Genomic DNA, 18,851 nt, shown 5'->3' with positions numbered 1-18,851 from the left:
GCACCACCCGCAACAAACCGCCCGCCGGGCGGTTTTTTTCATCAATGTTTGAACTCAAACAAATTGATGAACGGTAAGATTGCGTGCTTCTGCCATTTTCCATCTTGCGCGAGCCGCCTGCTGACCGATGCCGACCCTGCCGCCCTCCCTCACCGCCGCCGCCCCGCTGCTGTTCGTGCTCCTGTGGAGCACCGGCTTCATCGGCGCGAAGTTCGGTCTGCCCTATGCCGAGCCGCTGACCTTTCTTTCCGCCCGCTACGGGCTGGTGATCGCGCTGATGGCGGTGCTGGCACTCGCTACCCGCGCGCGCTGGCCGAGCAACTGGCGCCAGGCGGTGCATATCGGCGTTGCCGGCCTGCTGGTGCATGCCACCTATCTCGGCGGCGTCTTCATGACGCTGCACCGCGGGCTGCCGACCGGGGTCGCGGCGCTCGTCGTCGGCATGCAGCCGCTGCTCACCGCGCTCGGCGCCGGCTGGCTGCTCGGCGAACGCGTCAGCGCCCGGCAATGGGCAGGACTCGCGCTCGGCTTCATCGGCGTCACGCTGGTCGTCAGCAACAAGGTCGCGTTCGGCAACGGGTCGTCCGCAGAGCTCGGCTGGATGCTCGCCCCGGCGCTGGCCGCCCTCGCCGGCATCACCGCCGGCACGCTGTACCAGAAGCGCTTCTGCCCATCCTTCGACCTGCGCACCGGCTCGGTCATCCAGTTCGTGCCGTGCCTGCTCGTCACCGCGTACTTCGCGAGCCGCACCGAGACGATGCAGATCGACTGGAGCGGCGAGTTCGTGTTTGCGATGCTGTGGCTGGTGCTGGTGCTGTCGCTCGGCGCGATCAGCCTGCTGAACCTACTGATCCGCAGCGGCAGCGCGGTCAACGTCGCGAGCCTGTTCTACCTCACGCCGCCGACGACCGCGCTGATGGCCTGGCTGCTGTTCGGCGAGACGCTGACCGGGTTCGCGCTCGCCGGCATGGTGATCGCCGTGTCGGGCGTGTGGCTCGCGCGCAAGGTCTGAACACGGTTCAATCGCGCTCCGGACCGCAGTCGCGGCTCTGCGCCGACCGGGGCGCAACATGCTCCGCGGCGGACAGCGCGGGACTTCCGCCCCCGCCGACGAACAGGCTGCCGAGCCAGCCGGCGAACAGCAGCAGCGCGAGCTTCACCATCAGCCAGCCGGCGCTCTCCTGCTGGTCGACGAGGTAGCTGTTGCACACCCGCAGCGGCGCGGCGATGTACAGCCAGCCGAGCACCGCGAGCATGCTGATGAAGTTGGTCCAGACGAAGCCGCGGCCGATCGGTCCGAGCCGGCGCCACGCAAGCGCGAGCGGCAGCCCGACGAGCGCCGGCAGGCTGACGAACTTCGCCGCCTCGACAGTCGGGCTCACGAGCGCATCGTCGAGCGCACGCGGCAACATCCACCAGGTCGATGCGAAGACCGCCAGCACGACGTACGGCACCGCACCGCCGCCCGCGGCGAGCAGGCGCTCCTGCCGCTGTTCCGGCAGCAGGCGGCAGGCGACGAAGCCGATCGCGGCGAGAAGCGGAATCTGCACCAGCATGTGGCCGCTCATCGTCGCTTCGAGCGATGTCCGCAGCGGCGGCGCCGCGAGCAGCAGGTACAGCGCGCCGAGCACGCGGAGCCCGACTTGCGGACGGGCGAGCGCGGCGATCACAGCGCCTCCGCGAGCTTCTGGGCAAACTGGAGCGGCGCCTCGAGATCGCTGATTTCGACGAGCCGCCCGTCGCGGGCGACGAGGTGGATCGCGGCGTTGTGCTCGAACCCGCCGAAGCGGTCCGCGATCACGACGACGCCGAAGGCCTTCAGCAGCGCCTGCAGCTGCGCTGCATCACGCACTCGCGCGATGCGCCAGTGCTCGCCGTCGGCGCCATGACCGCTGCCGTAGGCTTTGAGGCTCGCCGGATCGTCGCGCTCGGGGTCGAAGCTGATGCTCAGCAGCGCGACCTCACGCCCGAGGGCGTCAGGCGGCACGCGGTCGCGGATCTGTTTGAACGCCATGCCGAGGCTGCGGCAGATCGTCGTGCAGCGCGTGTAGATGAACTCGACCGCGAGCAAGCGCCCGCGGTAATCGTCGAGCCGGAAGACACGGCCGTCCTGGTCTTCGAGGACCGCCGCGGGCAGCGGCCGCGGCGCGCGCAGGATGTCGGCGCGGCGGGCGGTTTCAGCGGTAAAAGCGCTGAAACCGTTGGTCCCCCACCAGAAGGCGCCGGTGCCGAGAACGGTCACCAGCACCGTCAGGACGACGCTGCGCGCGGCCGCACTCATCGACCCGGACTCATGCCACTCATGCCACGGCGCTGCGCGCGACCGGAGCGCGCTGGTAGTCGTGGCGCGCGAGCCCGATGCGGGCGAAGAAACGCCCGATGAACACCAGCGACGAGGCGATCACGAGCACCGCGAACACCGACGCGATGCGGTCGTACGGCACCCATTCGGGCAGGTGGGCAGCGTAGCGGCGCGCGACGCTTTCCTTGCCGGAATACAGGAAGCTCATCGTGAAGCCGAGCACTGACGACGTGAAGAGCCAGAACGCGATGCGGTCGATCAGGTGATCGTCGTGTTCGTGGCTCGGCTTGCCGAGGTAGTACATGAAGCCGAACACCATCGTCACCATGCCGAGCAGCAGGTAGGTGTGGAAGTGGCCGGGCACCCACAGCGTATTGTGCATCACGTAATTGACCGTGATCGTGCCGTCGATGAACGCCGGCATCGCGCCCGCCGCCCAGCCGAACAGCGACAGGAACAGCAGCTTCGACGCCATGTCCCAGCGGATGCCCGAGCGATACACGATCATCAGCGCGCCGTAGCCGGTGACGACGAGGATCGGCACGGTGTTCAGGTAGCCGATGATGTGGCCCATGATCAGCATCCACTTCGGGAACGCGAAGTCCATCAGCAGGTGGTGCGGGAAGATGAACATCACCATCAGCGTCGAGGCCGTCCACGACGCGAGGAACACCTTGTTCGACTTCCACGGCCGCTGCGTGTAGCGCGGCAGGATCTCGTAGACCCCGATCACCGCCATGTAGATGGTCGCGTTGATGAAGATGTGGCCGAAGAAATAGATCATGCCTTTCGCGAGCAACGGATCGATGTCGAACTCGGGCACGTAGAGGTTCACCAGCATCATCGCCAGGATGCTCGCACCGACGACCAGGCCGATGACATTGACAACGGTGACCATCGCGCTCGCGACCACCGTCGGCGGCGGGGCCTTGCCGTCATCCTCGCCGAAGAGCTGCGGCCAGCCGAGCGCACGCGAGAAATTGCCGTAGCGCGCGACGAGCGCACGCGCGATGTCGAGGTGCAGCAGCAGGAAGCCGACGCCGATGACGAGCAGCCCGCCCATGAAGAGCGCTGCCGCGCCGGGGCTCCACAAGCCCATCGACTTGCCGGGCAGCGGGTACAGGAACGTCCACGCGCCGTGGAAATGCCCGAGCAGCACGCTGCCGAGGATCATCACGACGCCGACGAGGAACAGCACGAGGTTCGCGATGAAGATGCGCGACGACAGCTCGACGTACTGGCGCAGGAAGTGCCACATGATCGACGCGCCGGCGATCGCCGCGATGCCGACCATGCCGGCGCCGTGCAAGGTCATCAGTTCGTAAAAGCGGATCGCGCCGATCGAGATCCACTGCGCCTGCTCAAGCCGCATCAGCAGGCCGAAGACCATCATCAGCAGCAGCACGACGGCCGATGTCGCGAGGTAGGCCAGCACGCCGACTTTCGCTCCCTGGTCGGGAATATGTTCGTAAGTGTAGGTCGCCACGTTCGTCTCCTCCGTTACTGAGCGCCGACCCGGATTTCGGTCAACATGTTGTGGTGCGCGAGGCCGCAGTACTCCATGCACAGGATCTTGTACGTCCCCTCCTCGCTGAAAGTGTGGCGCAGCGTGTTGATGTAGCCGGGCATCGCCTGCGTTTGTGCGACCAGGTGCAGGTTCGCATCGTAGATGCCGAAGCCGTGATTGACATCGGCGCTGGTAACGCGGAACTCGACCGGCTGGCCGACGGCGACGCGATCCTGGCTGAGCTCCCAGCGCCACTGGTAACCTGTCGCCTCGACGACCTGCACCGGCCCCGCCCCGGCGTTCGCGCGCGCCGCATCGTACGGCAGCTCGAGCAGCGTGTAGATCATCGCCGGGCCGAACACCAGCACCAGGCCCCAGAAAAGGCGCGTGCGCAGGCGATAGGCGCTTTTTTGCAGCGGCGTGTAGTCTTCCTGACGCCGGCCGGAATTGATGGCGACAAAGGCAAAGCCGAACGCGACGAGCGCCATCAGCACGAGCGATATTTGCCAAGCGATTGGTTGCACGGTGGATTCTCCTGTCATGCGATCGTCTTCGGGACAAGCCGTCCCCCTTGCATTCTCTTAGCCAGCACTGTGCCACATCTGGCAAATCATTGATCACAATCATTTTTCGCGCAGCGCTTAGCTGCTGGAATGTCGTGGAGGAGAAACTGAACGTTCGCTCTGGACGTTCAGTCTGGACAAAAAGGAGGATTCAGATGCCGAGTCTGGCAACCCTGCGAGTATTTCTCGACAGCCTCGAAGAAGGCGTGCTGTTTCTTGACCGGGCGCGCCGCGTCCTCGAGATGAACAGCGCAGCGGCGCGGATGATCGGGCACGACGACCGGCGCCTCGTCGACGAACTGTGTCCGACGCTGTTCCGGGGCACCGAGTGTGCCCGGGCCTGCGAAGCGCGCGGAGAATGTTCGCTGACCCCGGCGAAGGGCGAGGACGACAAGGTCCAGGACATCATCGTGCGCTCGCCCACGGGCGTCGACATTCCGCTGCGCATGTGGGCGATGCTGCTGCCGCCGAACGATTCCGGGCTGTACTGCGCGATCGTGCTGCGCGACCGCTCGCGCGAAGTCGAACTCGAAGCCGAGGTGCGCGACCGCTGGCAGCTCGGCGGCCTGACCGGGCGCAGCCGCGCGATGCAGGACCTCTACCAGAAAGTGCTGCGCATCGCGGCGAGCGAAGCCAACGTGCTGATCACCGGCGAAAGCGGCGTCGGCAAGGAACTGGTTGCGCGCGCGCTGCACGACAACTCGGCGCGCGCGAAAGGCCCCTACGTCGCCGTGCATTGCGCGTCGCTGCCGGAAAACCTGCAGGAATCGGAACTCTTCGGCCACGCCAAAGGCTCGTTTTCCGGCGCAACCGGAGCGCGCCTGGGCCGCTTCGAAGCCGCCAACGGCGGCACGCTGCTGCTCGACGAGATCGGCGAGATTTCTCCGGCAACACAGACCCGGTTGCTGCGCGTGCTGCAGGAGCGCGAGATCGTGCGCGTCGGCGAGAACCATCCGCGCAAGGTCGATGTGCGCGTCGTCGCCGCGACGCACCGCGACATCGCCGCAATGGTCGGCCGCGGCGAGTTCCGCGAGGATCTGTATTACCGCTTGCACGTGCTGCCGCTGCACGTGCCGGCGCTGCGCGAGCGCCGCGAGGACATCGCGCTGCTCGCGAGCCGGCTGCTCGGCGAGCTCGGCGAACGCTACCGCCGGCCCGATCTGCGGCTGTCGCCGGAGGCGATCGTGGCGATGGAGTCCTACAGTTGGCCGGGCAACGTGCGGCAACTGTTCAACGCGCTCGAATATGCCGTCGTCAATTCCGGCGGTGCGACGATCCTGCCGCAGCACCTGCTGCCCGAAGTCGTGGCCCCCGTCGAGTCGACGCACGAGGTGCCACTGCCACTGCCGCTGACGCGCTACTACGCGACGCAGGTGACGCCCGACGAGGAGCAGGCGCAGATCCGGCGCATGCTCGAGCAGTGCGGCGGCAACCGGGCGGAAGCCGCGCGCCGGCTCGGCATGTCGCGCACGACCTTGTGGAAGCGGCTCAACCGGAGCTGAGCGGCGACCACCGGCACCGCGTGCGGGCTCATCGAGTGCGGGTCATTGAATGCCGCCTATCGACAGGCGGCAGGACGGGCGAATACCGAATACGGAATACGGAAAAGCATCTGCGGCGGTGCTTCCGGCCGGTTCACGCCTCCGCGACGATCTCCCAGACGTACATCAGGCTCGCCTCGGAGAACGTGCGCCCGGTCTCCTCGTCGCGCCACCATGCCGTTTCGCGGCGATCCAGCCCGAGAAAACGCCAGTGCCGCAACTCGCCGCTGCACAGCTCGATCACATACACCCGGTCCACTTGCGGCGTCATCGTTCCTTGTTCCTCATCCCGGCTGACCGCCGCACGACCACCGAAGTTCATGGCAGCCCGCCACCGTCCCCCGCGCGACTGGCACTTGCTCGGCGGCAAGCGCCTCGGCCATATTCGCCCGTATTCAGAAGCCGACGCTCAGCCCGACGTGCAGCGCGTACGCCCGGACGTCATCCTGATCGAGGCGCGCCGTCAGCGCTACATTCCCGGCCAGCGCCGGCGAGAACCTGGCGCCGACGCCGAGCGTGGCCGTGCCATAGGTACGTCCGGCTTCGAACGCGGGCAGGCCGAAGCTGTTGGCGGGCAGCGACGCGAGCCGCGCGCGCACGTCGCGGTCCGCATCCTCGAAGTCGTGGTCGAGCGTCACGCGCGCATACGGCAGGTAGCGGCCGAGATCGTACGCCGCCTGATAGCCGACGCTGCCGAGCTGCGATTCACGCTCCTGGCTGCGAAAAATCATCGCGGTCGAAGCGAGGCCGCGCTCGGCAAAGCCATCGACACGGACACGCTGCAAATGCAGGCTCGCGATCGGGCCGTGCATCAGTGCGCCGACAGCGAAATCGTAGCCGGCGAGCACGCCGAGCGACACGCTGGAGCCGGAAGTCGAACCGTTCATTGCGCGCCGCTGGCTGCCGAGCGTGACGACCCGCTTGATGTCGTAATCCAGATCGCCGGCCGCCCCGACGAGCATCGCATGCGCGCCGCCGTTGCGGTAGCCGGCGTAGAGCGCGAGGGTCTGCTCATCCTGCTCGTAACCGCCGCGGTTGTGCGAGAAGTCCGCGTCGAGCGTGGCGAGGCCGAGCGCGGCGCCAACGACGACGTTCGACGACACTCGCCAGTCGACACCCAGCGCGAAATCGTATGGATCGCCGCTCGCGCCCGGCGATGCGGCCCCCGACGAGAACCTCAATTGTCCGCCGCCGGCTCTGGCCCACACTTTCGCCCCCGCGTGCCGCGCCCGGGCGCCGAGCAACGTCTGGTCCTGGATCGTCGCGAACAGCGCCGCGCGCGAATGCAGCGGCGACTCGGCGAGCAGCGAAATCGCGTGCGGTGCGGACAGGACGCCGAGCGCATAGTCGCTGATGACGCGGTGGCCGGCCGTCGTCGGATGCACACCGTCGGCAAACAGGAAGCTCTGCTCAGCGCCGGGAACGACGAAATGCGCCGCGGTGCAAACGAGCGACGCGGTCGCACCGCAGGCCGGCGCGCTCGCGTTGGCGAATCCGTAGGCCGCCGGATCCGCGCCGACTTCCTGCAGCAGCGTGAAGATGTCGAGCGGAATCACTTCGATACCTTGCACAGAGATTTGCAGCGCAGGGATCACGGTGAATCCACCGCCGGCGAGGGTGCCGAACAGCGTCTGGTTAAAGGCGCCGGCCAGCGCGGTGATGCTCGTCGCATTGGCCGGGCCGACCGAGGCGCCGAACGGCGTCGCGCCGATGTCGGGGAGCGTCGCGACGAGGATGTAACGAGCCCCCGCCGCCTTCAGGCGCGCGATCTCGCCGGCGAGCTGCGTCGCGCTCGCGACGAGGTAGGCGAGCGGATTCGCCGATTCCGGCTTCGTCGGGTCGATCGCGCGAAACAGGTCGTTGGCCCCGGCCCACACCGAATACAGAGCGTCCGGGTCCGCGCTCCCGGCGCCGGCGAGGAACGCCGACACCTGGTCACGGACCGGAACAGCCGCGGCAGTCAGCGGATTCGTGTCGGGGACGCCCGGCTGCAGGGCCACACGCGCTCCGCCTTGCGCGAAGTTGCTGCCGCCGGCCGTCGCGGGCGTCGCGTTGGCGCCGAGCTCGGCGGCAAGGTTCTCGGTCCACACCGGCCCCGGGTTCGTCGTGAATCGCCCGCTGCCCGGGGGCAGGAGCGGGGCGAAGCTGCCGGCGTCACTGAGACTGTCGCCGAAGAAAACGGTGCCGCTGAAGTCGGCAGCGGCCGCGACGCTGAACAGCGTCGCGGCCACCGAGCCAAGCAGGGTGCGTGCGAGCATGAGGCTTCTCCTGGTCATGGAATTCAAGCATAGGACATGCTTTTCGCGTAGCCGGAAAAGAAGCCATGCCCGAGCGGGTCGCCCCGCGCGGCGTCCGCGTTGCGACCCGTTCGCGTCCGCCCATCGCCGGTCGAGCGCCGAGTCGGGATGGCCCGTAGAATGCAGGGCATGAAAAGCGCTTCCACCGTCGTTGCCACCCGCATTCTCGGACTCGATCCGGGGCTGCGCATCACCGGCTTCGGCGTCATCGACAAGCTCGGCAACCAGCTGCGCTACGTCGCGAGCGGCTGCATCCGGACCCGCGACGGCGAACTGCCCGGACGGCTGAAGACGCTGCTCGACGGCGTGCGCGAAGTCGTCGCGGCCTACACGCCCGACCAGGTCGCGGTCGAGAAAGTGTTCGTCAACGTCAATCCGCAATCGACGCTGCTGCTGGGCCAGGCGCGCGGCGCGGTGATCTGCGGCGCCGTGTCGTGCGACCTGCCGGTGCATGAATACACCGCGCTGCAGGTCAAGCAGGCGGTCGTCGGCTACGGCAAGGCAGCCAAGGAACAGGTCCAGCACATGGTGCAGCGGCTGCTCGCGCTCGACGGCAGCCCGAGCCCGGACGCTGCCGACGCCCTCGCATGCGCGATCTGTCACGCGCACGGCGGCCAGGGCACGCCGGACGGGTTCGTCGGGCGGCGTCGCGCCGGGCGCATCCTCGTCGCGCCGGACCTCGGCTGACGCACCCCATCCCCCCGCTCGGCCGGCTCGTCGCGACGCGCCTCGTCGGGGCGGGCCCGCTCAACGGTTGACGTCGACGATCAGCCGCCCGCGCACCTGGCCGGCGAGCAGTTCGCCGGAAAGGCGGATCACGTCGGCGAGACCCACTTCCTGCGAGATCAGGTCGAGATGGGCCAAATCGAGATCGCGAGCGAGCCGCTGCCACGCTTCCAGGCGCTCCGGCCGCGGACAATAGACGCTGTCGACGCCGGCGAGCGTGACGCCGCGCAGGATGAACGGCGCAACCGTCGCAGGGAAGTCCATGCCCTGCGCGAGGCCGCACGCGGCAACGACGCCGCGGTACTTCATGCTGGCGCAGACGTTGGCGAGCGTGTGGCTGCCGACCGTGTCGACGGCGCCGGCCCAGCGTTCCTTCGCCAACGGCTTGCCCGGCATCGAGAACTGCGCGCGGTCGATGATCTCGGCGGCGCCGAGGGTCTTCAGGTACTCGACTTCGTTCGGCCGGCCGGTCGAGGCGACGACGCGGTAGCCGAGCGTCGACAACAGCGACACCGCGACGCTGCCGACGCTGCCGACGCCGCCGTTCGCGCCGGTGACGAGCACTTCGCCTTGGTCCGGCGTCACGCCGTGCCGTTCGAGCGCCATCACGCACAGCATCGCGGTGTAGCCGGCGGTGCCGATCGCCATCGCCTGCTTCGGCGAGAACGCTGCCGGCAGCGGCACCAGCCAGTCGCCGGCAAGCCGCGCCTTCTCCGCGAGCCCGCCCCAGTGGCCTTCGCCGACGCCCCAGCCGTTGAGCACGATCAGATCGCCGGCCCGGTAGTCCGGGTGCGAGCTGTGCTCGACGGTGCCGGCGAGGTCGATGCCGGGGACCATCGGGAACTTGCGCACGACCGGCCCCTTGCCGGTGATCGCGAGCGCGTCCTTGTAGTTCAGCGTCGAATAGGCGACCCGCACCGTCACGTCGCCATCGGGCAGGCGCGCGTCATCGACATCGGTCAGCGTCGCCCGGTAGCCGGCGTCGTCCTTCTCGATCAGTACCGCCTTGAACATGATGCCTCCTCTCGATGGAAATCCGCCCAGGAATTGAGCGCCCCCAGGAAACGGCTTTGCCGTTTCCGCCCCCCGAGGGGGACAAGAAAACTTGGGGGCGGCCCGGCGTTTTCTTGAGCGCCCCCAGGAAACGGCTTTGCCGTTTCCGCCCCCCCGAGGGGGACAAGAATACTTGGGGCGGCCCAGCGTTTTCTTGAGCGAGCAAAATTGCGGCCAGCCCCGCCCGCTACCGCTCGTTTGCGCCCGCCGCCGCGCCAATGCGGTCCCGCAACAGACGCGCCGCGACCAGCCCGTTGATCAGGCCGAACAGCGTCGCCGCCGCGGCGAACACCGGCACGAGATAGAACACCCCGTCGTGCGGCACGAGCCACGCGCGGGCGAGCGCAAGCTGCCCGCCGATGTGCGCGAACGCGGCGAACACGCTGAGGCTCACCGGCCCGAACCAGCGCCGCGGCAGGTGCTTCGCCACCCCCAGCGTCGCGAGGCTCGTCAGCGAGCCGGCGAGGCTGAGGAAAAATCCCGGCGCGAACAGCTGCCCGAGCAGCAGGCTGCTCGCGAACACGCGCAACAGCGCAACCCACACCGCATCGCGCCAGCCCCAGCGCAGCAGCACGATCAGGATCACGATGTTCCCGAGCCCCGGCTTGACTCCCGGCAGCGGCAGCGGAATCGCGGCTTCGGCGACCGTCAGCACGATCGCCGCGGTCGCCAGCCGCGCGATGCGCCGGTCGTCCGCAGTGGGATGAATCTCCATGGTTGAAGGTGCCGGATGCGCCAAAGCCTTCGCTCCTGAAGGAAATCGGATGGACCGGATATTCGATGACGTGCTGGTGCTGCGACAAGTGCCCGAACGCCTGCGCCGGGCCCGGCCAGCCGGTGGCTGCCAATCTTCTTGTGATGCAGCGCGCCCGCAATATAGAGGAAATCATCGAAGGTGCTGAAGTCTTCGGCCACCATCCTCCCGGTCGTTTCCGACCACCGAGAGGTCCAGAACTCGACGTCTTCGGGCGCCGGGGGCGAGACACGATCGCCTCGTGTGGAGCCAGCCACACGTTGGGTCACGGTGAAAAATCCCCGGCACGGGCGCCGGGGAGCGAAACATTCGGCCGTCAGTTGGCCAGCAGCGCCCGTGCTTCGATCAATAGCTTGTTGCCGTCATAGCCTTTGGCGCTGACTTCCTTGACCCACTCGGTCGCAACCGATTCGGAGGCCTTCTGCCAGCCTTTCAGTTCGTCCGCGGGGACCGTATAGAAGACGTTCTTGTGGTCGACACCGGACTGCCGCCCGGTATGCGTCGCATCGTCCCAGACCTTGCCGGCCCACGCCGACACGTCGGCGCCGCTGTTCGCGTCGATGACCTTCTTCAGCTCCGGCGGCAGGCTGTCGTATTTGGCCGGGTTCATCGCCAGCACGAAGGTGGTCGTCGACAGCAGTGGCAAGCTCGGATCGGTCTCGGTGTGGTACTTGACGATTTCCTGCGCCTTCATCGTCGGCACCACCTCCCAGGGCATCATCGCCCCGTCAATGACACCCTTGGCGAGACTCTCTGCAACGAGCGGCATCGGCATCGGCACCGGGGTCGCCCCGAGCGCGGCGACCATCTTGGTCGCAAGCCGGGTCGGCGCGCGCAGCTTCATGCCGCTGAGATCCGCCATGGTCTTGATCTGCTTCTTCGTCGTATGCAGCGCCATGCCGGAGATCACATGGAAGATCAGCGGCCGCACGCCCTTGTATTCGTCGGTCGCGTTTTTCGTCGCGTAGGTCCACAACGCCCGGCTCGATTTCTCGCCGGAGATGCCCATGAACGGCAGTTCGAACACTTCCGACACGAGGAAGCGGCCAGCCTGGTAGCCGGGAACGGTCCACACGATGTCGGCGACGCCGTCCTTGGCCTGGTCGAAGAGCTGCGGCGGCGTGCCGCCCATCTGCATCGCCGGATAGATCTGGCATTTCAGCCGGCCCGCGGATTCCGCGCTGAGCTTCGCGCACCATGGTTCGAGGAACTTCACCTGCGTATTCGACGATGGCGGCAGGAAATGATGCACGCGCAGCGTGACGACGTTGTCTGCCTGAGCCTGGGCTGCGCCGAACGTCATCAGGACGGAAGCGAAAAGCGGGGTGAGCAGATTGCGGGTTTTCATCGGTTTTCCTTTCTACAGGTCGAATGAACGGGTCTGGTTGGCCGCCGAAGGTGCGTACCGGGTACAGCGAGAGGACAGGCAAAAACAGCAGCAACACGATGTGGACCAAGTCTGAAGCGAGAAACGGCATTACCTCTTTGAACGTCTTGGTGAGTGAAACCTCCGCCGCGGCCTTGTTAATGATGCAGGAGAATGCACAGGCCGCCGCGCTGAGCGAGACGGCCCCAGGTCGTTTTCGCCCACCCGGTTAGCGGTTCCGGTCCCTGATCGCCTCGGCGCTGCGCCGCGCCTCGGCGTAGCGCACCAGCGCCCGCGTACCGCGCGCGCAGTCCCGGAACACGCAGACGCCCTGATCCATCAGGCGTTCCGCCATCGCGTCGTAGAGACTCCCGCCATCGACGATGCCGACGATCGGTTTGTCGTTGCGCTCGACGATCGCCGGCATCAGGTGCACTGTGCCCTTCGGATCGCCCAGGTCGAAACCGGGGCGCAACGCGCTCGTCTCCAGTCCGCGTACCGATGGCGCGGTCGGGTCGAGTCCGACGACGACGGCATCGACGTTCGGGTCCTGGGCCAGCGCCTCGGCGATCTGCAGGTGCGCTTCGTCGTCGGCGCCAGGGTTGATGTCGATCGGGTTGCGGATCTCGACCAGCGCGTCGAGGCGCTTGGCGGCAAGAATCTCCCCCAGGCGCGTGACGGTGGTCCCGTCGAGCTCGGCCATTTCCATCGAGAAGGTGTCCGACCCGGTCGCGTCGGCGATCGCCACGGCGCCGGAGCCGGCCCCGCTCAGACCGGCCAGCCGGTGGCCGCCGATCTTCTTGTGGTGCAGCGCGCCCGCCATGTAGAGGAGATCGTCGAAGGTGCTGAAGTCTTCGGCCACCATCGCCCCGGCGTGCCGGACCACCGACTCGAACAGGACCGGATCGCCTGCGACCGATGCGGTATGACCCATCACGCCCGCCATGCCGGCCGCAGTCTTGCCGGATTTGTAGACGACGACCTGCTTGCCGTTCAACACTGCGCGGCGTACCGCCCGGGCGAAATCCAGGCCGTCCAGTTCCTTGAACCCTTCCACATAAATACCGATCGTCTCGATCTCCGGGCGTCCGGCAAAATAGCTCAGCATGTCGCCGTGCGTGAGGTCGGTCTGGTTGCCGAGCGCCACCATGTAGCGCGGGTCCAGCCACGGATTCATCGTCAGGCGGATGACCATGAACGCGCCGCTCTGACTGATCAGCACCGACGTCCGTTCGGCCGTGTTGCGCGGCTTCGGCATGCGCTCCTTCGGGATGAACCAGGAATCGTACGATCCGGGATGCGACACGACGCCGAGACAGTTGGCGCCAACGAAGATCGGACCACCGTCGGCGCGCGCATGGGCGGCGTTGATCCGCGCCGCGAGGGCCGCGGCCGGCTCCCGGCTCTTCTTCGTTTCGCCGAGGTCACCCGGAATCAGCATCACCGATTCGACCGCGCCGGTCTCGATGATCTCGTCGACGAGGTCGTACACCGCGCTCGCGGCGACTGCGACGATCAGCAGGTCGAGCTTGTGATCGAGCGCCTTGAGGCTTTCGACGCAACGCACCCCGTCGATCTCGGTCTCGCCCGGCCGGATGATCGTCACGCGCGCCGGGCTGCAGCCGCTCTTGAGCAGGTTGCCGAGAATCAGCCGGCCGAAGTTCATGCCGCTGGCCGACACGCCGATGATGCCGATCGATTCGGGATGGACCAACTTGTCGATCTTGTGGATCGGTCGGGGGTTGCGTCGGACCGACGGCGCGGCGAGTTCGCAGCGCGCCGAGCGGGCCACCAGCCGCTCGCCGACGTGCAGCGGATCGAGTTCGAGGCGGTTCACGACGACGCTCGCCTCCGGAGCACCGGGTGCAAAGCGGTCGGCCAGCGCCAGCAAGCGCGCGAAGCAGGCTCTCAACTGGACGTCCGGGAGCGGTTGGCCGCTGCGCGCGGCGAGCACGGCGAGCTTCTGATAGACGATGGTCCGCTGGAACAGCGCGAGAAAATCATCGGCGTCGGTCAGCTCCGCGATTGCCGACACGGCGGCACTATCTTTCCTGAAATTGGCCTGGTCGAGCTCGGCGTCCAGCCCGCCGAAGCCGGCGCGAATGACGATGCCGAATTCGGCAGTGTTGTACAAACCGAGGCGCAGTTCGACGTTGGCCGGGCCGGCCGCGGTGCCGTCCGCATCCAGTTGTACGTCGAGGTCCGAGAGCAGGATGCCCAGTTCGGTAGCGTCTAGCGCGTGGCGCCCGTCGGCGAGCACGTGCAGGAACATCGCCCTCGTCTCCGGATTCACCAGGGCTCCGTCGCGGCGTGATTTCGATTCAATGTACATGTGCATGTAATGACTCCTTGTCGTTTCGATCAATCACGTGGCGCGGAAATCGCGGACCTGCCGGATGTCCCAGCGACCTGACAGCTTTGAGAGCTGGCACCACCATCACTGGGCGGCGTCGCATGAATCGACATGAATGATCATCCACTCACAAAAATACGTCAACAACAATTGACGAGATCTGTAAATGCGACTTGACCAACAACGACTGTGGCGCAGCGCCGCAGAAAACCTGGTATCGAAGGGAAAATGCGACGAGTTGCCCGCGACCTCCCTGCAGGCGTCGGATCCGCTCCCGAGGTCCGGGGCGGGACGGCCGGCCGCCGTCGGGCAAGAACGACCTACCAGGTCTTCTCGAGGATGCGCAGCAGCGACTCGACGTCCTTCTTGCCGATGCGCGCCTCCAGCTCCTCCTGAACGCGATCCATCGTCGCGTCCGCGGCCGCCAGCATCTGCATGCCGGCATCGGTGAATTTGACGAGCTTCAGCCGCCGGTCGAACGAACACTCCTCGAACTCGACCACGCCATGCCGCATCGCCTCGTGGATCGTCACATGCACTGCCTGCCGGGATATCGACAGTCGGCGGGCGAGTTCGGGAATGCTCACCGCCCGGCGTCCCATATGGGCGAAAAGCCGGACCATCGCAGGCGTTATGAAGCCGTAGCCCTTCTCACTGGCACCTTGGTACACGCGATCTTCGAACCATTCGGATCGCATCAGCAGCAGTTGCCGCAGGTCCCTCCCTCTTTTCGACTCCATGACCTTCCACCGTGACCTATCGATTGACGCGCTGCGCGGGATTGAGCTTGCGCAACGGCTGGATTCGGCGCCGACCATACTGGACCCGTACCCCGGCCGTCAATGAACGTCGCGAACCCGGCGCCGCCTGCCGCTGCGCTGGCACATCGCCGCTAAACACAGGATTTTTCCGTCAACACTGGTTGACGTTATACGCTGTTTCGGCGAGTATTACTGAACGAACATTCATTCGTGTATTTCGAGCACGACCTGGCGCAGCTGTGGCGGTGGGCAGGTCCGGTATCGAGCATTACTGGAGCATCTGGACATGGTTTTTCTGCGGCCGAATGCACATTGGCCGGCCCACGAGACGCCGCATGGGAACTATCGCGTCGAGCGCCGGGTGGATGGAGTCACGATCAGCACTCACGATTGCATCGCCGAGGAGACTCCGGTTGCGTTGGTGTACAACGGCGTCGCGCACACGGTGATGATGGCCACACCGCTGGATATCGAGGATTTCGCCGCCGGCTTCAGCCTCAGCGAAGGCATCGTTGCGCGTGCTCGGGAGGTCTACGATCTCGAGGTGATCGCGCGCGACAACGGCATGGAAGCCCGACTTGAAATTGCCACGGAGCGCGCCCTCCTGCTGCGCGCGCAACATCGCGCGATGGCCGGGCGCACCGGCTGCGGGCTGTGCGGCGTCGAGAGCCTCGAACGGTTCCGCGCCCCCGTCCCCGCTGTCCGCTCTACCGTCGGACTGGCCGCTGGCGCCCTGTCCGTCGCCCATTCGCAGCTCGTCGGCATGCAACCCCTGTTCCACCTGACCGGCGCAGTGCACGCGGCCGCGTGGTGCGGACTGGACGGCGCGGTCGCGCTCGTGCGCGAGGACGTCGGCCGGCACAACGCGCTCGACAAGCTGATCGGCGCGGTCGCCACCAACGGCAGCGCGTTCGGCGACGGCTTCGTGCTGATGACGAGCCGCGCGAGCTACGAGATCGTGCAGAAAGCCGCTGCCGTGGGCATCGCGGTCGTCGCCGCGGTGTCGGCGCCGACCGGCATGGCGGTGCGCCTGGCCGAAGCGGCCGGGGTCACATTGATCGGGTTTGCACGCGGCGCGCGCCACAGCGTGTATTCGCACCCGCAACGCATTCATTGAGGTGAGGAACACCATGACGCTTGCCCCCAAGCCGCAGTCGGTCGCCAAGGTCCCGAGCTACTGCTACAACTGCGTCGCCGGCCCGGACTTCATGACGGTGAAAGTCGTCGACGGCGTGGCGACCGAGATCGAACCGAACTTCGCCGCCGAGGACGTGCATCCGGCGCGCGGGCGCGTGTGCGTGAAAGCCTACGGGCTGGTGCAAAAGACCTACAATCCGCACCGCGTGCTGCAGCCGATGAAGCGCACGAACCCGAAGAAGGGGCGCCACGAGGATCCGGGCTTCGTGCCGGTGTCGTGGGACGAGGCGCTCGATCTGGTCACCGAAAAACTGAAGGCGACGCGCGCGAAAGGGCTGACCGACGAGGCCGGGCTGCCGCGCCTCGCAGCAAGCTTCGGCCACGGCGGCACACCCGGCATGTACATGGGCACGCTTCCCGCGTTCCTCGCCGCGTGGGGACCGATCGACTACAGCTTCGGCTCGGGACAAGGAGTGAAATGCACCCACTCCGAGCACCTGTACGGCGAGTTCTGGCACCGCGCGTTCACGGTCGCGGCCGACACGCCGCTCGCCGACTACGTGATCTCGATCGGCTCGAACGTTGAAGCCTCCGGCGGCCCCTGTGCGGTGACGCGCCACGCCGGGGCGCGCGTGCGCGGCTACAAGCGCGTGCAGGTCGAGCCGCATCTGTCGGTGACCGGCGCGTGTTCGGCCGAATGGGTGCCGATCCGGCCGAAGACCGACCCGGCGTTCATGTTCGCGCTGATCCACGTGCTGGTATGCGAACAGGGGCTCGCCAAGCTCGACGTGCCGTTCCTGCGTGATCGCACCTCGTCGCCGTACCTCGTCGGCCCCGACGGGCTGTATCTGCGCGATGCCACCACCGGGAAGCCGCTGATCTACGATACAGCCTGCAGGCGTGCCGTGCCGTTCGACACCGCGAGCGCGATTCCGGCACTGACGGGCCGCTTCGTGGTCATCGACGCGATCACGATCGACGCCGACGACGAGCGTCAGGAGTTCGGCGACGTCGAAGGCACGACCGCGTACACGATGCTCGTCGAGCACATCAAGAAATACACGCCGGAGTGGGCCGCGGACGTCTGCGACGTGCCCGCGACGACGATCCGGCGCATCGCGAACGAGTACCTCGACGCGGCGTCGATCGGTGCGACGATCGAGATCGACGGTCAGGTGCTGCCCTTGCGGCCCGTCGCGGTCACGCTCGGCAAGTCGGTGAACAACGGCTGGGGCGCGTTCGAATGCTGCTGGGCGAGGACGCTCCTGGCGACCCTCGTCGGCGCGCTCGAGAACCCCGGCGGCACGCTCGGCACGACGGTGCGGCTGAACCGTCCCAATGACGATCGGCTCGCGAGCGTCAAGCCGGGGGACGACGGTTTCATGACCCAAAACCTGAATCCCACCGACAAGGCAAACTGGATCGGCCAGCCCACGGGCCGTAATGCACATCGGACCCTGGTCCCGATCGTTGGTCATTCGGCCTGGAGCCAGGCGCTCGGCCCGACGCAACTGGCGTGGATGCACCTGCGCGAAGTGCCCGACGACTGGTCGATGCCGGTGCCGACGCTGCCCGACGTATGGTTCGTCTATCGTTCGAACCCGGCGATCTCGTTCTGGGACACGCCGACGCTGGTCGACACGATCGCGACCTTCCCCTTCACGGTGTGCTTCGCCTACACGGTCGATGAAACGAACTGGATGGCCGACGTGCTGCTGCCCGAGGCAACCGACCTCGAGTCGCTGCAGATGATCAAGGTCGGCGGCACGAAGTTCGTCGAGCAGTTCTGGGAGCACCGCGGCGTCGTGCTGCGCCAGCCCGCGGTCGCACCGCAGGGCGAGGCGCGCGACTTCACGTGGATCAGCACGGAGCTCGCGAAACGCACCGGGCTCCTCGAAGGCTACAACACGGCGCTCAACCGCGGCGCCGGCGGCGGGGCGCCGTTGAAAGGCGAGCAGTACGACCACAGCCTCGACACGACGCAGGAGCACGGCGTCGAGGCGATCTGGGACGCGATCTGCAAGGCCTCTTCGGCGAGCCTGTCGAATGGCGCCGAGACGCACGACCTCGAATGGTTCAAGGCGCACGGCTTCTATACCGTGCCGATGTCCAAACTCGACTGGTACCTCACGCCGACGCTGGAGAAACAGGGTCTGCGCTACGAGATGCCGTACCAGGAGCGCCTCTTGCGGATCGGGCGGGAACTGGGCAACCGGCTGCACGAGCAGAAGATGCACTGGTGGGACGCGCAGCTCTCCGAATACACGGCGCTGCCCGAGTGGCACGACGTGCCCGGGCGCTGGACCGAGCAGCTCAAGAATGCCGGCGCGCGCCCCGAAGACTTTCCGCTGTGGCTGCTCGCGACCAAGAGCATGCAGTACCACACCGGCGGCAACGTCTCGATCGCCTTGATGCGCGAAGTCGCGCAGAACGTGCGCGGCCACACCGGCGTGATCATCAACGCGGGCACCGCCAAGCGCCTCGGCATCGC

Annotated in this window: 16 protein-coding genes; 5 read left to right on the top strand and 11 right to left on the bottom strand. The window is 66.9% G+C overall.

The window, feature by feature from the left end:
• Window positions 1–127 precede the first annotated feature (127 nt).
• Window positions 128–1,012, top strand: coding sequence for a DMT family transporter (locus GO606_RS06065; protein ID WP_169119745.1), 885 nt, complete (start codon window positions 128–130; stop codon window positions 1,010–1,012).
• Window positions 1,013–1,019: 7 nt separating this feature from the next.
• Here the strand turns inward: GO606_RS06065 and GO606_RS06060 are convergent, their stop codons facing one another.
• Genes GO606_RS06060 through GO606_RS06045 form a run of 4 tightly spaced genes read right to left on the bottom strand, consistent with a single transcriptional unit; the run spans window position 1,020 to window position 4,333 of the window.
• Entirely contained in the window at window positions 1,020–1,670 is a 651-nt protein-coding gene (locus tag GO606_RS06060) for a hypothetical protein (RefSeq protein WP_169119744.1), read from the bottom strand.
• The gene (locus GO606_RS06055; protein WP_169119743.1) at window positions 1,667–2,281 is read right to left on the bottom strand and encodes an SCO family protein; all 615 of its coding nucleotides are present in this window, start codon (window positions 2,279–2,281) and stop codon (window positions 1,667–1,669) included. Before GO606_RS06055 ends, GO606_RS06060 begins: the two co-directional genes overlap by 4 nt.
• Before the next feature lie 19 nt (window positions 2,282–2,300).
• Window positions 2,301–3,788, bottom strand: coding sequence for a cbb3-type cytochrome c oxidase subunit I (locus GO606_RS06050; protein ID WP_169119742.1), 1,488 nt, complete (start codon window positions 3,786–3,788; stop codon window positions 2,301–2,303).
• 14 nt (window positions 3,789–3,802) lie between these two features.
• Window positions 3,803–4,333: a cupredoxin domain-containing protein gene (locus GO606_RS06045; protein WP_169119741.1), complete on the bottom strand. Its 531-nt coding sequence runs from the start codon at window positions 4,331–4,333 to the stop codon at window positions 3,803–3,805.
• A gap of 194 nt (window positions 4,334–4,527) precedes the next feature.
• Here GO606_RS06045 and GO606_RS06040 point away from each other — a divergent pair, with 194 nt between their 5' ends.
• The gene (locus tag GO606_RS06040) at window positions 4,528–5,874 is read left to right on the top strand and encodes a sigma-54 interaction domain-containing protein (protein WP_169119740.1); all 1,347 of its coding nucleotides are present in this window, start codon (window positions 4,528–4,530) and stop codon (window positions 5,872–5,874) included.
• A gap of 133 nt (window positions 5,875–6,007) precedes the next feature.
• Here GO606_RS06040 and GO606_RS06035 read toward each other — a convergent pair whose 3' ends face one another.
• Both GO606_RS06035 and GO606_RS06030 read right to left on the bottom strand, forming a co-directional pair.
• Window positions 6,008–6,184, bottom strand: coding sequence for a hypothetical protein (locus tag GO606_RS06035; protein ID WP_169119739.1), 177 nt, complete (start codon window positions 6,182–6,184; stop codon window positions 6,008–6,010).
• Window positions 6,185–6,308: 124 nt separating this feature from the next.
• The gene (locus GO606_RS06030) at window positions 6,309–8,171 is read right to left on the bottom strand and encodes an autotransporter domain-containing protein (RefSeq protein WP_169119738.1); all 1,863 of its coding nucleotides are present in this window, start codon (window positions 8,169–8,171) and stop codon (window positions 6,309–6,311) included.
• A gap of 168 nt (window positions 8,172–8,339) precedes the next feature.
• On the opposite strand from GO606_RS06030, the gene ruvC reads away from it, so the two are divergent.
• Window positions 8,340–8,897: a crossover junction endodeoxyribonuclease RuvC gene (gene ruvC / locus GO606_RS06025; protein ID WP_169119737.1), complete on the top strand. Its 558-nt coding sequence runs from the start codon at window positions 8,340–8,342 to the stop codon at window positions 8,895–8,897.
• 60 nt (window positions 8,898–8,957) lie between these two features.
• On the opposite strand, the gene acuI is transcribed toward ruvC, so the two are convergent.
• The 5 genes from acuI to GO606_RS06000 all read right to left on the bottom strand — a co-directional run bounded on the left by acuI (window position 8,958) and on the right by GO606_RS06000 (window position 15,202).
• Window positions 8,958–9,950 (bottom strand): acrylyl-CoA reductase (NADPH), encoded by a 993-nt coding sequence (acuI, locus tag GO606_RS06020; RefSeq protein ID WP_169119736.1) that lies wholly within the window; start codon window positions 9,948–9,950, stop codon window positions 8,958–8,960.
• Between the two features lie 226 nt (window positions 9,951–10,176).
• Window positions 10,177–10,704, bottom strand: coding sequence for a Gx transporter family protein (locus tag GO606_RS06015; protein WP_169119735.1), 528 nt, complete (start codon window positions 10,702–10,704; stop codon window positions 10,177–10,179).
• Window positions 10,705–11,059: 355 nt separating this feature from the next.
• Window positions 11,060–12,091 (bottom strand): TRAP transporter substrate-binding protein, encoded by a 1,032-nt coding sequence (locus GO606_RS06010; protein ID WP_169119734.1) that lies wholly within the window; start codon window positions 12,089–12,091, stop codon window positions 11,060–11,062.
• Window positions 12,092–12,338: 247 nt separating this feature from the next.
• Window positions 12,339–14,447: a CoA-binding protein gene (locus GO606_RS06005; protein ID WP_246979402.1), complete on the bottom strand. Its 2,109-nt coding sequence runs from the start codon at window positions 14,445–14,447 to the stop codon at window positions 12,339–12,341.
• Between the two features lie 335 nt (window positions 14,448–14,782).
• The gene (locus tag GO606_RS06000) at window positions 14,783–15,202 is read right to left on the bottom strand and encodes a MarR family winged helix-turn-helix transcriptional regulator (RefSeq protein ID WP_169119733.1); all 420 of its coding nucleotides are present in this window, start codon (window positions 15,200–15,202) and stop codon (window positions 14,783–14,785) included.
• Between the two features lie 307 nt (window positions 15,203–15,509).
• Between GO606_RS06000 and fdhD the strand changes: the two genes are divergently transcribed.
• Window positions 15,510–16,340, top strand: a complete 831-nt coding sequence (gene fdhD, locus GO606_RS05995; protein ID WP_169119732.1) for a formate dehydrogenase accessory sulfurtransferase FdhD — start codon at window positions 15,510–15,512, stop codon at window positions 16,338–16,340.
• Window positions 16,341–16,353: 13 nt separating this feature from the next.
• A partial coding sequence (locus tag GO606_RS05990) for a molybdopterin-dependent oxidoreductase (RefSeq protein ID WP_246979401.1) occupies window positions 16,354–18,851 on the top strand: 2,498 nt, incomplete at its 3' end.

This window comes from Aromatoleum anaerobium (assembly GCF_012910705.2).
GTDB lineage: Bacteria > Pseudomonadota > Gammaproteobacteria > Burkholderiales > Rhodocyclaceae > Aromatoleum > Aromatoleum anaerobium.
Note: the sequence above shows the minus strand (reverse complement) of the source record. Positions and strands in the feature narration are given on the sequence as shown.